Origin of the sequence: Herbiconiux daphne (assembly GCF_024979295.1) — a bacterium.
Taxonomy (GTDB): Bacteria; Actinomycetota; Actinomycetes; order Actinomycetales; family Microbacteriaceae; genus Herbiconiux; species Herbiconiux daphnes.
Window position 1 is genome coordinate 213,853 of record NZ_JANLCJ010000003.1, and the last position, 14,681, is coordinate 228,533.

At 69.8% G+C, this 14,681-nt stretch carries 9 protein-coding genes; 4 read left to right on the forward strand and 5 right to left on the reverse strand.

The genetic code is table 11. The features are described 5' to 3' along the window. The first annotated feature begins 49 nt into the window (after positions 1–49). Entirely contained in the window at positions 50–1,129 is a 1,080-nt protein-coding gene (locus N1032_RS09760) for an NADH:flavin oxidoreductase/NADH oxidase (RefSeq protein WP_259538868.1), read from the forward strand. Positions 1,130–2,283: 1,154 nt separating this feature from the next. Here the strand turns inward: N1032_RS09760 and N1032_RS09765 are convergent. From N1032_RS09765 to guaB1, 3 genes are all read right to left on the reverse strand, one after another. Beyond that, positions 2,284–3,318 carry a hemolysin family protein gene (locus N1032_RS09765; RefSeq protein ID WP_259538869.1) on the reverse strand — a complete coding sequence of 345 codons (1,035 nt, stop codon included), beginning with the start codon at positions 3,316–3,318 and terminating at the stop codon, positions 2,284–2,286. Then, the gene (locus N1032_RS09770; RefSeq protein ID WP_259538870.1) at positions 3,311–4,711 is read right to left on the reverse strand and encodes a hemolysin family protein; all 1,401 of its coding nucleotides are present in this window, start codon (positions 4,709–4,711) and stop codon (positions 3,311–3,313) included. Before N1032_RS09770 ends, N1032_RS09765 begins: the two co-directional genes overlap by 8 nt. A 185-nt stretch (positions 4,712–4,896) precedes the next feature. Beyond that, positions 4,897–6,336, reverse strand: a complete 1,440-nt coding sequence (gene guaB1 / locus N1032_RS09775; RefSeq protein WP_259538871.1) for a GMP reductase — start codon at positions 6,334–6,336, stop codon at positions 4,897–4,899. A gap of 147 nt (positions 6,337–6,483) precedes the next feature. Between guaB1 and N1032_RS09780 the strand changes: the two genes are divergently transcribed. After that, a complete protein-coding gene (locus N1032_RS09780) occupies positions 6,484–10,353 on the forward strand; it encodes a multifunctional oxoglutarate decarboxylase/oxoglutarate dehydrogenase thiamine pyrophosphate-binding subunit/dihydrolipoyllysine-residue succinyltransferase subunit (RefSeq protein WP_259538872.1) in 3,870 nt (1,289 codons plus the stop codon). An 858-nt stretch (positions 10,354–11,211) separates the two neighbouring features. On the opposite strand, the gene N1032_RS09785 is transcribed toward N1032_RS09780, so the two are convergent. Both N1032_RS09785 and N1032_RS09790 read right to left on the reverse strand, forming a co-directional pair. Beyond that, positions 11,212–11,451, reverse strand: coding sequence for a zf-HC2 domain-containing protein (locus N1032_RS09785; protein WP_259538873.1), 240 nt, complete (start codon positions 11,449–11,451; stop codon positions 11,212–11,214). Continuing rightward, complete coding sequence (locus N1032_RS09790) at positions 11,448–12,077, reverse strand: sigma-70 family RNA polymerase sigma factor (protein WP_259539178.1); 630 nt, start codon at positions 12,075–12,077, stop codon at positions 11,448–11,450. The genes N1032_RS09785 and N1032_RS09790 overlap by 4 nt, the downstream gene beginning before the upstream one ends. Before the next feature lie 194 nt (positions 12,078–12,271). Between N1032_RS09790 and aroA the strand changes: the two genes are divergently transcribed. Both aroA and rsgA read left to right on the forward strand, forming a co-directional pair. After that, entirely contained in the window at positions 12,272–13,630 is a 1,359-nt protein-coding gene (gene aroA, locus N1032_RS09795; protein ID WP_259538874.1) for a 3-phosphoshikimate 1-carboxyvinyltransferase, read from the forward strand. Further along, entirely contained in the window at positions 13,627–14,679 is a 1,053-nt protein-coding gene (rsgA, locus tag N1032_RS09800; protein ID WP_259538875.1) for a ribosome small subunit-dependent GTPase A, read from the forward strand. The genes aroA and rsgA overlap by 4 nt, the downstream gene beginning before the upstream one ends. Positions 14,680–14,681: the final 2 nt, after the last annotated feature.

The following is a 14,681-nucleotide window of genomic DNA, read 5'->3' on the forward strand; positions in this document are numbered from 1 at the left end:
ATCGAACCGGTGGTCATCGTCTGCCACCGTCTCCTGCGAAAGGTCGTCAGTGCCCGAATCCGCGCTCTTCAGCCCCCTGTCCATCCGCGAGGTCACCACTCGCAACCGCATCTGGGTGGCGCCGATGTGCCAGTACTCGGCCGACGACGAAGACGGCATGCCGGGCGACTGGCACCTGATCCACCTGGGGTCGTTCGCCACCGGCGGCGCGGGGCTCATCTTCACCGAGGCCACCGCCGTGAGCCCCGAGGGCCGTATCTCGCCCCAGGATCTCGGCATCTGGAACGACGAGCAGCGCGACGCGTTCGCCCGCATCACCGCGTTCATCCGGTCGCAGGGCTCGGTGTCGGGCATCCAGCTCGCCCACGCCGGGCGCAAGGGCTCGACCTTCAAGCCGTGGAGCCCCGAGCGCGGCACCGTGCCAGCCGAGCAGGGCGGGTGGGAGCCCGTGGGCCCGTCGGCGATCGCGTTCGGCGACTACGCCGTGCCGCACGAGCTGTCGGCCGGCGAGATCGACGGGGTCGTCGACGACTTCGTGTCCGCCGCGCGGCGCTCGATCGAGGCCGGCTTCGAGGTGCTCGAAATCCACGCCGCCCACGGCTACCTGCTGCACCAGTTCCTCTCGCCGCTGTCGAACCTGCGCACCGACGAGCACGGCGGGTCGCTCGAGAACCGGGCGCGGCTGCTGATCGACGTCGTGCGCGCCGTTCGGGCAGAGATCGGCGAGGCCGTTCCGCTGTTCGTGCGCTTCTCGGCCACCGACTGGGTCGACGACGGATGGAACGAGCAGCAGACCGCCACCGTAGCCGGCTGGGCACGGGATGCCGGAGCCGACGTGTTCGACATCTCGAGCGGTGGCAACGTGGTGGGCGCGCGCATCCCGGTCGGCCCGCTCTACCAGGTGCCCCTGGCCTCCTACGTGCGCGAGCACGCGCCCGCCCCCGTGTCGGCCGTCGGCCTCATCACCACCCCGCAAGAGGCGGAAGACGTCGTCTCCTCCGGTCGTGCCGACGCCGTGATGCTCGCCCGAGAGTTGCTGCGCGACCCCCACTTCCCCCTCCGTGCCGCCCGCGAGCTCGGGGTCGACCTCACCTACTGGCCGCCGCAGTACGTGCGGGCGAAGTTGTGACCCTGCCGTCGCGGCCGTGCTTCGCGCGGCTGCGACGGGGCGCGCCGCCGCCCCTGCGGCGCGCCGCGACACCTGAGCGCGCGGTCGCTGGCGCGGCCACGCGCTCAGCCTGGGTCGTCGACAGCGGCCCGTTGCGTGCGCTGCCGTGCCGCCCCTGCCCCAACCCCTGAGCGCCCCTCCCTCGACAAGTCACTTCTCGTTGCAATCACCCCCTTCAGCCACCCAAGAGTGACTCCTCGGCGCAGGCAGAGGCAGCGAACAGCAGCGGCCCCCGCCCGCGCTCGCCCCACTCGCGCTCACCCCACCCCTCTCGCACCCCACCCCGCCCACCCGGCCCGGCCACCCGCGAGAAGTCACAATCCGGTGCGCATGCACCCTTCAAGCACCGAAAAGTGACTTCTCGGCGGTGGTGGGAGTAGCGAGCACGCGGATGCCGCCCCTCACCAGCCACCCCGCGCACACCCCACCCACCCGCGCCCGGCCTCACTCGCGCCCGGCCTCACCCGCGCTCTCCCCACCCGCTCGCGCCCAACTCGCTCCTGCGCCATCCCGCGAGAAGTCACAATCCGGTGCGCGTGCACCCCTCAAGCACCGAAAAGTGACTTCTCGGCGGAGGTGGGGTAGCAAGCACGCGGATGCCGCCCGCTCATCTGCCACGTCACCCAACGGCGCACACACCACCCATTCGCGGCGAGCCCCGCCACCTGCTCGCGCCCGACCCCGCCCACTCTCGACTCAGCCTCCCTGCGCAGTTCCGCGAGAAGTCACAGCCCGGTGCAAATGGCGCGCGGCAGCGACGAAACACGACCTCGTGGCGGAGTACAGGGAGACGGTGGGATGGCATCGCCCGGCGAGAAGTCACTTTTCGGTGCAAATGGCGCCCGCCAGTGACAGGAAGTGACTTCTCGGCGCAGGCGGGGCCCGCGAGATTTCACAATCCGTGCCGAATGCGACCTCGGGCACCGAGAAGTGACTTCTCGGGAGAATGTGGGGGCAGCGGCGGCGAAGCCGCTGGGCGCGCCCACACGACCCAGGGTGAGCGCGTGGCCGCGCAGCGACCGCGCGCTCACATGTCCCGGAGCGCCGCAGAGGCGGCGGCGCGCCCCGCCGCAGCCGCGCGAAGCACGGCCGCGGCGGCAGCTAACACACCGCAGCTACCGCCGAGTCGCGTCCTGTACCTCGCCCACGAGCTCCTCGATGATGTCCTCGAGGAAGAGCACGCCCGTGGTGAGGCCCGATTCGGTGAAGGCCCGCGCCAGGTGAGCGCCCGAGCGGCGCATCGACGCGAGGGCGTCTTCGAGGTCGGTCTTCTCGAAGATCGACGGCAGCAGGCGGATGCGCTTGGGCGGGATGGGGTCGTCGAACTCGTCGTCGTCGAGGTCGATCACGTCTTTGAGGTGCACGTACCCGGCCGGAAGGCCCTCGTCGTCGACGATGACGTAGCGCGAGAAGCCGTACTTCGCCACCGCGCGCTCCACGTCGGCCGGCGTCGCCGTCTCGGGCAGGCTGATCAGCGACTCGAGCGGCACCGCGACCTCGGCCACCGTCTTCGAGGTGAACTCGAACGCCGCCGACAGGGTGCCGGTGCGATCGGAGAGCACGCCCTCCTTCTTCGACTGCGCCACGATCGTCGACACCTCGTCGAGCGTGAAGGCACTCGCCGCCTCGCTCTTCGGCTCCACCCGGAACAGCCGCAGCACACCGTTGGCCGTCGAGTTCAGCGCCACGATCACCGGCTTGAACAGCCGCGAGATGCCCACGAGCGGCGGCGCGAGCATGAGCACGGCGCGGTCGGGCATCGAGAACGACAGGTTCTTCGGCACCATCTCGCCGAGCACCACGTGCAGGAACGACACCAGCACGAGCGTGATGATGAACGCGATGGTGCCGATCGCCTCCTCGGGCAGCCCGGTCAGGTGCAGCGGCACCTCCAGCAGGTGGTGGATCGCCGGCTCCGAGACGTTCAGGATGAGCAGCGAGCACACCGTGATGCCGAGCTGGCTGGTCGCCAGCATGAGCGTGGCGTGCTCCATCGCCCAGAGCGCCGTCTTCGCGCTCGACTTGCCCTGCTCGGCGAGCGGCTCGATCTGCGACCGTCGCGCCGAGATGACGGCGAACTCGGCCGCCACGAAGAAGGCGTTGCCCGCGAGCAGTACCACGAGCCAGAAGATCCCCAGCCAATCAGCCACGGGTGGCCCCCTTGCTCTCGCCGGTCGCGAGTCTGCCGGGCGCGGCATCCTCTCGTTCTTCTTCGGCGGTCTCGGGCGACGGGATGAACCGCAGCCGATCGATGCGCCGGCCGTCGAGTCGCTCGACCCGCAACGCCCCCTCGGGCAGCGTCACGGTGTCGCCGACCTCGGGCAGCCGCCCCAGCTCACTCATCACGAAACCGGCGACGGTCTCATAGGGTCCGTCTTCAGGCACCCGGATGCCCGCCTGGTCGGCCAGCTCGTCGGGGCGCAGGATGCCGGGGAAGGTGGTGGCACCGCTCGACACCACGACTCCGGCCCGGCTGCGGTCGTGCTCGTCGGCGAGGTCGCCGACGAGTTCTTCGACCAGGTCTTCGAGGGTCACGACCCCCGCCGTTCCGCCGTATTCGTCGACCACCACGGCCATCTGGTATCCACGGCCGCGCAGCTCGCCGAGCAGCACGTCGAGCCGCATCGTCTCGGGCACCCGCGTGACCTCGGTCATGATGGCGACCACGGGCACCTCGCCGCGGCGCTCGTGCGGAATGGCCATCGCCTGCTTGACGTGCACGATGCCCACGACGTCGTCGATGCCCTCGTCGATGACCGGAAAGCGGGAGTGCCCGGTGGTGCGCGCGAGCTGCAACACGGATGCCGCGGAGTCGCTGCGCTTCACGCTCGAGATGCGGGGCCGGGGCGTCATGGCGTCGGCGGCCGTATGCGACGAGAACAGCAGCGTGCGGTTCAGCAGCGTCGCGGTGTCTTCTTCGAGGCTGCCTTGGAGCGCCGACCGGCGCACGAGCGACGAGAGCTCCTCGGCCGTGCGCGCGCCCGACAACTCCTCTTTCGGCTCGATGCCGACGAGCCGCAGCAGTCCGTTGGCGCTGTTGTTGAGCAGCGAGACCGCGGGGCGGAACACCATCGTGAACGCCAACTGGAACGGCACCACGATGCGCGCCGTCTTGAGCGGTAGCGCGAGCGCGAAGTTCTTCGGCACGAGCTCGCCGATGATCATCGACAACAGGGTGGCGATCAGGATGCCGATGACCGCACTGATCGCCGGCACGACGCCCTCGGGAATGCCGAGGCCCATCAGCGGGTCGCGCAGAAGGCTCGAGATCGCGGGCTCCATGGTGTAACCCGTGAGCAGCGTGGTGAGGGTGATTCCCAGCTGCGCGCTGGAGAGGTGGGTCGAGGTGTGCTTCAGCGCGGCGATCGCGGGCTGGAGGCCCTTCTCGCCGCGCTCGCTGCGCGCCTCGAGGTCGCTGCGGTCGAGATTGACCAGCGAGAACTCGGATGCGACGAAGAAGCCGGTTCCGACGGTGAGCAGGAGTCCGACTCCCAGCATGACGAACTCAAAGACCACGGGAACCCCCGCGGCGGTGTCGATCATGCGTGATCATGGTCGGTGACGGATGATGGGCAGAGGGAGGGTCGTCCATTGTCCGGCCCACTATACCGTGGGCTGCTGACCGTCAGCCAGGGGTGGATAGCCGAACGCGGCCGCGCCGCAAACCCGACGGCCCCGAGCCGGCGACCGGCCGGACACCGCCCCGGCCCGCCACCGCCCCGCTCGGCTCACCAGCTGACCGGCAGCGCCTTGCCCTCCTCGTAGCCCGCGGCCGACTGGATGCCGACGAGCGCCCGGTCGTGGAACTCGGCCAGCGTCGACGCGCCCGCATAGGTGAACGACGAGCGCACCCCGGCGGTGATCATGTCGAGCAGGTCTTCGATCGAGGGCCGCAGCGGGTCGAGGTAGATGCGGCTCGACGAGATGCCCTCCGCGAACAGCGTCTTGCGCGCGAGCTCATACGCGTCGAGCCGCCTGAACCGCTCCTGCACCGCCTTCGTCGAGGCCATGCCCCAGCTCTCCTTGTAGAGCCGGCCGGCCGGGTCGACGTCGAGGGTTCCGGGCGCCTCGATGGTTCCGGCGAACCACGAGCCGATCATGACGGATGCCGCCCCCGCGGCCAGCGCCAGGGCGACGTCGCGCGGGTACCGCACCCCGCCGTCGGCCCACACGTGCGCCCCCAGCTCGCGCGCCGCCGCCGCGGTCTCGAGAACCGCCGAGAACTGCGGCCGGCCCACCGCCGTCATCATGCGGGTCGTGCACATCGCGCCCGGGCCGACGCCCACCTTGAGGATGTCGGCACCGGCATCCACGAGGTCGGCGACGGCCCGCGCGGTCACGACGTTGCCCGCCGCGATCGGGATGCCGAGCTTCGCCTTCGCAAGCGCCCGCAGTGCGCGCAGCATGCCCTCCTGATGGCCGTGCGCGGTGTCCACGACGAGCACGTCGACCCCCGCGGCCACGAGCGCACGCGCCTTCGTGACCACGTCGCCGTTGATTCCCACGGCGGCGGCCACGCGCAGGCGCCCCGAACCGTCGAGCGCCGGGCGGTAGATGGTCGAGCGCAGCGCACTCGTGCGGCTGAGCGTGCCGACCACGGAACCGTGCCGCATGATCGGCGCGAAGTCGATGTCGGCGGCGACCATGGCGTCGAACGCGTCACGCGGGCCCGCGACGTCGTCGGCCGAGATGGAGGTCAGGGCTCCGTGCAGCAGATCGCCCAGCCGGGCATCCGGCAGCGCGGTCGCCAGGCGCGACGCCGCGATGCACCCCACGAACGTGCCGTCGGGCTCGTGCAGCACGAGCCCTTGGCCGGCCACGGCCGGCACCACGCGCAGCGCGTCCTCGACGGTGTCGGAGGGGCTGAACGAGAACGGGGTGTCGAAGGCCACCGGCTGCTGCTTGACCCAGCGGATCGCGGCATCCAGGTCTTGCAGCGGCATGTCCTGCGGAAGCACACCGAGCCCGCCGCGGCGCGCGAGCGAGGCCGCGAGCCGGGGGCCGGTGACCGAGTTCATGTTCGCCGAGACGATCGGAATGGTCGCGCCGGTGCCGTCGGTCGGATCGAGCGAGACATCCAGTCGTGACGTCACCGCGGAGCGGCTCGGAATGAGGAAGACGTCGGAATAGGTCAAGTCGTTCCGGCCGGGATCGCCATAGAATTCCATGCTTCCACGCTAACCGGCCCCGGCTGGGCGGACTACCAGCGCGAAAGGCATAGGCTTGTTGCTGCACGTGTCCACGCGTGAACAAGCAGCGCAGCAGACACCGGCACGTGCGACCTACGTGAGGCAACGGGAAGTGGGCGATCGGCTTTGGCTAGCCAATTGACAGGTACGAGCACCGACGACGGCGCGTCGGGCGAATTCGGAGCGAACGAGTGGCTCGTCGACGAGCTCTACGAGCAGTACGTCGCCGACAAGAACTCGGTCGACAAATCGTGGTGGCCGGTGCTCGAGAGCTACCGCTCGCACGTGTCCGGGGGCAGCACGGCTCCGGATGCCGCGGCCGCACCGGATGCCGCCGCCGCAACTCCCCCGGCACCCGCCGCCGCGGCACCCGCACCCGCGCCCGCCGCCCCCACCGCCGCACCGGCATCCGCCGCCCCGACGGGCATCGAGGCCGCCGAGTCCGACGGCCCCGCGGCCCCGGCGCCGGCCGCGCCCTCCCCCACCGCCGACTCGCGCCCCGCGACCCAGCCGGTCGCGCGCACCACGAGCATCGAGGCGAAGCCGCAGCCCATCCCGGCCGAGGCGCCGAGCGCCCGGCCGAGCACCCCCGAAGAGGCCGCCAAGGAGGCGGCCGAAGACGCCGAGAAAGACACGGTCACCCCGCTCCGCGGCATGTCGAAGTCGCTCGCCACCAACATGGACGCGAGTCTCACCGTCCCCACGGCCACGAGCGTGCGGTCGATCCCGGCGAAGCTGCTGATCGACAACCGCATCGTCATCAACAACCACCTCCGTCGCGCCCGTGGCGGCAAGGTGTCGTTCACGCACCTCATCGGCTGGGCCCTCATCCAGGCGCTGAAGGAGTTCCCGAGCCAGAACGTCTTCTACGAAGAGGTCGACGGCAAGCCCTCCGTCGTGGCACCCGCGCACGTCGGCCTCGGCATCGCCATCGACATCCCGAAGCCCGACGGCTCGCGCGCGCTGCTGGTTCCCGGCATCAAGCGCGCCGACACCATGGGCTTCAACGAGTTCCTCGCCGCCTACGAAGACCTCGTGCAGCGCGCCCGGCAGAACAAGCTCACCGCCGCCGACTTCCAGGGCACCACGATCTCGCTGACCAACCCGGGCGGCATCGGCACCGTGCACTCCGTGCCGCGGCTGATGAAGGGCCAGGGCGCCATCATCGGCGCCGGGGCGCTCGAATACCCCGCCGAGTTCCAGGGCGCCTCGCCCAAGGTGCTCGCGAACCTCGGCATCGGCAAGGTCATCACGCTGACCTCCACCTACGACCACCGCGTCATCCAGGGCGCCGGCTCCGGCGAGTTCTTGAAGAAGGTGCACGAGCTGCTACTCGGCGAACGCCACTTCTACGAGAACATCTTCGCCGAGCTGCGCATCCCCTACGAGCCCATCCGCTGGGCCGCCGACATCAGCGTCGACGAGGCGAGCGCCATCGACAAGACCGCGCGCGTGCAGGAGCTCATCAACGCGTTCCGCGTGCGCGGCCACCTGATGGCCGACATCGACCCACTGGAATACCGCCAGCGCACCCACCCCGACCTCGACATCGCGACCCACGGGCTGACGTTCTGGGATCTCGACCGCGAATTCGTCACGGGCGAGTTCGGCCTCACCCGGCAGGCCTACCTGCGCGACATCCTGGGCGTGCTGCGCGACTCCTACTGCCGCAAGATCGGCATCGAGTACATGCACATCCAAGATCCCGCGCAGCGCCGCTGGATCCAGGAGAAGGTCGAGCGGCCCTACGCCAAGCCCGGCCACGACGAGCAGATGCGCATCCTCGAGAAGCTCAACGAGGCCGAGGCCTTCGAGACGTTCCTTCAGACGAAGTACGTCGGCCAGAAGCGCTTCTCGCTCGAGGGCGGCGAGTCGACCATCGCGCTGCTCGACGCGATCATCCAGGGAGCGGCCGAAGAAGATCTCGACGAGGTCGCCATCGGAATGGCCCACCGCGGCCGGCTGAACGTGCTCACCAACATCGCGGGCAAGACCTACGGCCAGATCTTCCGCGAGTTCGAGGGCACCCAAGACCCGCGCACCGTGCAGGGCTCGGGCGACGTGAAATACCACCTCGGCACCGAGGGCACCTTCACAGCCAGCGACGGCAAAGAGATCCCGGTCTACCTCGCGGCGAACCCTTCGCACCTCGAGGCCGCCGACGGCGTGCTCGAGGGCATCGCCCGCGCGAAGCAGGATCGCAAGCCGATCGGCACCTTCTCGACCCTGCCCATCCTCATCCACGGCGACGCCGCCCTCGCGGGCCAGGGCGTCGTGGTCGAGACCCTGCAGATGTCGCAGCTGCGCGGCTACCGCACCGGTGGCACCATCCACGTGAACATCAACAACCAGGTCGGCTTCACCACGCCGCCCACCGAGTCGCGGTCGTCGGTGTACTCAACGGATGTCGCCAAGACCATCCAGGCCCCCATCTTCCATGTCAACGGCGACGACCCCGAGTCGGTCGTGCGTGTGGCCCAGCTGGCCTTCGAATACCGCCAGCAGTTCCACCGCGACGTGTTCATCGACCTCATCTGCTACCGCCGCCGCGGTCACAACGAGGGCGATGACCCGTCGATGACCCAGCCGCTGATGTACAACCTCATCGAGGCCAAGCGGTCGGTGCGCAAGCTCTACACCGAGTCGCTGGTCGGCCGTGGTGACATCACCGAGGCCGAGTACGAGGCCGCCCACGCCGACTTCCAGGACCGCCTCGAGCGGGCCTTCGCCGAGACGCACGCGGCGCAGACCGCGTCGATCCCGGTGGTCACGGGCGACGTCAACGCCGTGGCCGACCTCGAGCGCCCCGAGGCGCAGCGTGACGACAGCGCGAAGTCGCCGTTCGAGACCAAGGTCTCCGAGTCGACCATCCAGCTCATCGGCGACGCGTTCAACAACCCGCCCGCGGGTTTCTCGGTGCATCCGAAGCTGCAGCAGCTGCTCACGAAGCGCGTCGAGATGACCCGCAACGGCGGCATCGACTGGGCGTTCGGCGAGTTGCTCGCCCTGGGCTCCCTGCTCGTCGAGGGCACCCCGGTGCGCCTGGCGGGTCAGGATGCGCGCCGCGGCACGTTCGTGCAACGGCACGCGGTGCTGCACGACCGTGAGAACGGCCAGGAGTGGCTGCCGCTGGCGAACCTCGCCGACAACCAGGCCCGCTTCTGGATCTACGACTCCCTGCTCAGCGAATACGCCGCCATGGGCTTCGAATACGGCTACTCCGTCGAGCGGCCCGACGCCCTCGTGCTCTGGGAGGCGCAGTTCGGCGACTTCGCCAACGGCGCGCAGACCATCATCGACGAGTTCATCTCGTCGGCCGAGCAGAAGTGGGGCCAGCGCTCGTCGCTCGTGCTGCTGCTGCCGCACGGCTACGAAGGTCAAGGCCCCGACCACTCGTCGGCCCGCATCGAGCGCTACCTGCAGATGTGCGCCGAAGACAACATGATCGTGGCTCGGCCCTCGACCCCGGCGTCGTACTTCCACCTGCTGCGCCGGCAGGCCTACGCCCGCCCGCGCAAGCCGTTGATCGTGTTCACGCCGAAGGCGATGCTGCGACTGCGCGGCGCGACCAGTTCGGTGGAATCGCTCACCGAGGGTCGCTTCGAACCGGTCATCGACGACGCACGCATCACCGACAAGGCCGCGGTGCGCCGCGTGCTGCTGCACTCCGGCAAGATCCACTACGACCTCGCCAGCGAACTGCAGAAGAACCCGGATGACGGTGTGGCGCTCGTTCGCCTGGAGCAGTTCTACCCGCTGCCCGTCGAAGAGCTCAACGTGGTCGTCGCGGAATACCCGAACGCCGAGCTCGTGTGGGTGCAAGACGAACCGCAGAACCAGGGCGCCTGGCCGTTCATCTACGCCGAACTCCCCCAGCGCCTCGAGGGCCGCCCCCTGCGAGTCGTCTCCCGCCCCGCCTCCGCCTCCCCCGCCGCCGGCTCTGCCAAACGCCACGCGGTGGAGCAGACGGAGCTGATCGCGAGGGCGCTGAGCTAGCTGCTTCGGGCGCCGTGCTTCGCGCGGCGTCCGAAGCCCGCGCCGCCGCCTCTGCGGCGCGGGGCGACACCTGAGCGCGCGGTCGCTGCGCGGCCACGCGCTCAGCCTGGGTCGTCGAGTACGGCCCGCGCCTCCGCCCCCGCACCCACCTCCCCGCAAGACACCCCACCCCTCGCGCGAGACACGCCGCCCTCCTCCGCAAGACACGCAGCCCTCCCCTCCCCCGCGAGTGGTCACTATCCGTGCCAAAACCCCGCGCTTACCCCCAAAAGTGACCACTCGACGGACGAGGGCGTGCGCCAACTTGACGGACGAGAGCGCGCGCCCCACCCTTACGCGGGCGTCCGAACCGTGCCGCCCCGCGACACAGCCGCGAGTGGGCACAATCCGCGCCAAACCCGCGCGCTAACAACGGAAAGTGACCACTCGACGCACGGGATCGCCGGATGGGAAGAACGCAATCGTCCGGCCACCGCAGGCACTGCCCGAGTGGGCACTATTCGCGCCAAGATCGCCCTTTTACCGTCGAAAGTGACCACTCGCGGAGCGGGACGTGGGATCGGAGGCACGAGGAGGTCCGAGATCGCCGCGATACGGACCCGAGTGGGCGGAAAGTGCGCCAAGGGCGCGTGTTTGCCGCCGAAAGCGACCACTCGGCGGAAGAGGTCGAGGAACGGGGGGGGGCGCGCGATGTCGCGGGGATGACGGGGACGGCACCGCAGGTGTTTGGGCCTTGTCGACGACCCAGGGTGAGCGCGTGGCCGCGCAGCGACCGCGTGCTCACATGTGCCGGCGCGCCGCAGAGGCGGCGGCGCGCCCCGCCGCAGCCGCGCGAAGCACGGCCGCGGCGGCAGCTAGCTAGTGACTCTGCAGGCTGCGGATGCGCACCAGGAGCTGGTCGCGCAGTTCTTCGGGGGCGGTCTCTTTGCAGGCGCGCTGCACGGTCTGGGTCAGCACGATGCCGATGTGCAGTTCACTTTGGCACCCCTCGCAGGTTTCGAGGTGAGCACGGATGTCGGCGGCATCCGTTCGGCAGATCTCGTTGCGCAGATACTCCTCGAGCTCGGCTCGGGCTTTGTCGCAGCCGCAGTCAGTCATTTCTTGCTCCCTTTGACGCTGGCGGTGGCCAGGCCGCGTTCGCGTGCGTAATCGGTGAGAAGCCCTCGCAGAAGCCGTCGGCCTCGATGCAGGCGACTCATGACCGTGCCTACGGGGGTCTTCATGATGTCGGCTATCTCCTGGTAGGAGAAGCCTTCGACGTCGGCCAGGTAGACGGCCAGACGGAAGTCTTCGGGAATCGACTGCAACGCTTCTTTGACGTCGCTGTCGGGCAGGTGATCGATGGCCTCGGCCTCGGCCGACCGGCTCGAGAGCGTGGCGGTCGCCGACTCGGCGGTGCCGAGCTGCCAGTCCTCCATGTCGCTGGTGGAGTTGAGGTAGGGGTCACGCTGCTTCTTGCGATAGGTGTTGATGAACGTGTTCGTGAGAATGCGGTACAGCCACGCCTTGAGGTTCGTGCCCTGCTCGAACTGGCCGAACGCGGCGTAGGCCTTGACGAAGGTCTCCTGAACGAGGTCTTGGGCGTCGGCGGGGTTGCGGGTCATGCGCAACGCCGCGCCGTAGAGCTGGTCGAGGAACGGGATCGCCTGCTCTTCGAACAGGGCGCGCGGATCTGCGGGAGCCGGTTCGACGGGGGCTTGCTCTGCGGGAGTGGGAGTGCTCATCACGCCCCAGTCTACGACCGGCGCGCTGAGGTCGATCGTGGGAGCGAGGGCGATGCGCTCGGCTACTGCCGTGGTGCTCGTCACGCGCTCTCCTCTCGTCTGCTCGGATCGTCTGCCCGGGTCGTCTACTCGGTCGCATCCCGATGATGATCTTCCAGGGGCCGGATGCCTGCACCCGACTATTCTGATAACCGATGCCTGTTTCGAGATATTCCAAGCCGGAGTTCAATCCCTACGGTGACGACGCGCCGATCACGGTCGACGAGCACTGGGTCGCGCCGCGCGCGACCGCGCCGCTGGACGCCACGCTCTCGCTGCCGGGCTCGAAGTCGCTCACCAACCGCGAACTCGTGCTCTCGGCGCTCGCGAGCGGTCCGTCGGTGCTGCGTGCTCCCCTGCACTCGCGCGACACCGATCTCATGATCGAGGCCCTCCGCTCGCTCGGCACCACCGTCTCCCCCGTCGAGGGCACCGGAGAATACGGTGCCGATCTCGAGATCACGCCGGCCGAGGAGCTGATCGGCAGCACCACGATCGACTGCGGACTCGCAGGCACGGTGATGCGCTTCCTTCCCCCGGTGGCCGCGCTGGCCCTCGGTCCCACCACCTTCGACGGCGACGAGGGCGCCCGGCGGCGGCCGATGGCGACGACGATCACCTCGTTGCGCGCGCTGGGTGTCGACATCGGCGACGACGGCCGCGCCGCCCTGCCGTTCACCGTGCACGGCTTCGGCCGGGTAGCCGGCGGCTCCCTCACCATCGACGCCTCGGCGTCGAGCCAGTTCGTCAGCGGCCTGCTGCTCTCGGCCGCCCGCTTCGACGACGGCCTCGAGTTGCGCCACTCGGGCGCGCGACTGCCGAGCCAGCCCCACATCGACATGACCATCGCGGCCCTCCGCGCCCGCGGCGTCGATGCCGAGTCGGGCGACGACGGCAGCTGGTCGGTGCGGGCGGGCGCGATCGCGGGGGCGGAGGTCGCGATCGAGCCCGACCTCTCGAACGCGGCGCCGTTCCTCGCGGCCGCCGTCGTCACCGGCGGACGGGTGACGATCACCGGCTGGCCGGAGTCGACGACCCAGGTGGGAGCCGATCTCGCCGACATCCTGCCCCTGTTCGGTGCGACCGTGGAACGCGACGGAGACCGGCTCACCGTGACCGGCGGCGACACCGTTCGCGGCATCAGCATCGACCTCAGCACCGGCGGTGAGCTCGCGCCGGCGATCGTGGCCATCGCGGCTCTCGCCGCCGAGCCGAGCGAGATCACCGGCATCGGGCACATCCGTCATCACGAGACCGACCGGCTGGCGGCCCTGGCCACCGAGATCAACAATCTCGGCGGAGCCGTCGTCGAGTTGCCCGACGGGCTCGCGATCACCCCCCAGCCGTTGCACGGCGGACTCTGGTCGAGCTACGCCGATCACCGCATGGCCACGGCCGGCGCCATCATCGGCCTCGTCACGGACGGCGTGCTGATCGAGGACATCGCCACCACCGCCAAGACCCTCCCCCAGTTTCCGGAGCTGTGGCGCGGCATGCTCGCGGGGGGCCTATGAGCTGGTGGTCCGACGCCGACGACGATGACGACGACGAGTTCGACGAGTCGTCGATCCGCACCCGGCCGAACCCGAAGGGCAACCGCCCCCGCACGAAGACGCGGCCGGAGCACAAAGACGCGCTGGCCGGCCGCATCATGACGGTCGACCGCGGTCGGTTCTCGGTGCTGATCGATCAGGACACGCCCGTCGAACGCGAGATCACGGCATCCCGAGCCCGGGAGCTCGGCCGCACGCACATCGTGACCGGCGACTGGGTCGATCTGGTGGGCGACACCTCGGGTGAGCCCGGCACGCTGGCGCGGGTGGTGCGGGTGCACGACCGCAGCACGCTACTGCGCCGGAGCGCCGACGACTCCGATGCCGTGGAGCGCGTGATCGTGGCCAACGCCGACCAGATGCTGATCGTGGTGGCCGCGGCGAACCCCGAACCGCGCGCCCGCCTCATCGACCGCTACCTCGTGGCGGCGTTCGACGCGGGCCTGAAGCCGATCCTCTGCATCACGAAGACCGACCTCGCCGACCCGGCGCCGCTGCTCACGCAGTTCGCCTGTCTCGACCTGACCGTCGTCACCCTCTCGCACGACGACGTGCCGCTCGCGGCGCTCACCGACCTGCTCGTGGGTCACACGACGGTCACCGTCGGGCACTCGGGCGTCGGCAAGTCGACGCTCGTCAACATCCTGGTGCCGGGCGCCGACCGCGCGACCGGCGTGGTCAACACCGTCACGGGGCGCGGCCGGCACACCTCGTCGTCGACCCTCTGCCTGCGGTTGCGCGCGCCCGACGGCCGCACGGGCTGGATCATCGACACCCCGGGAGTGCGCTCGTTCGGGCTCGGACACGTCGACCCCGCGAACATCCTCAAGTCGTTCGCGGCGACCGCGTTCGTGCCCGAGGGCGAACCGCCGGGCGGCATCCCGCTCACCGAGGCGCACGACTGGGAGATCATCGACCGCGTCGAGGGTGGGGAGCTCGGCGAGTGTGGCAAGGCGCGCATCGAGTCGCTGCGCAAACTCATCGGCACGACCGCCGACCCGCTTCGGTAGCC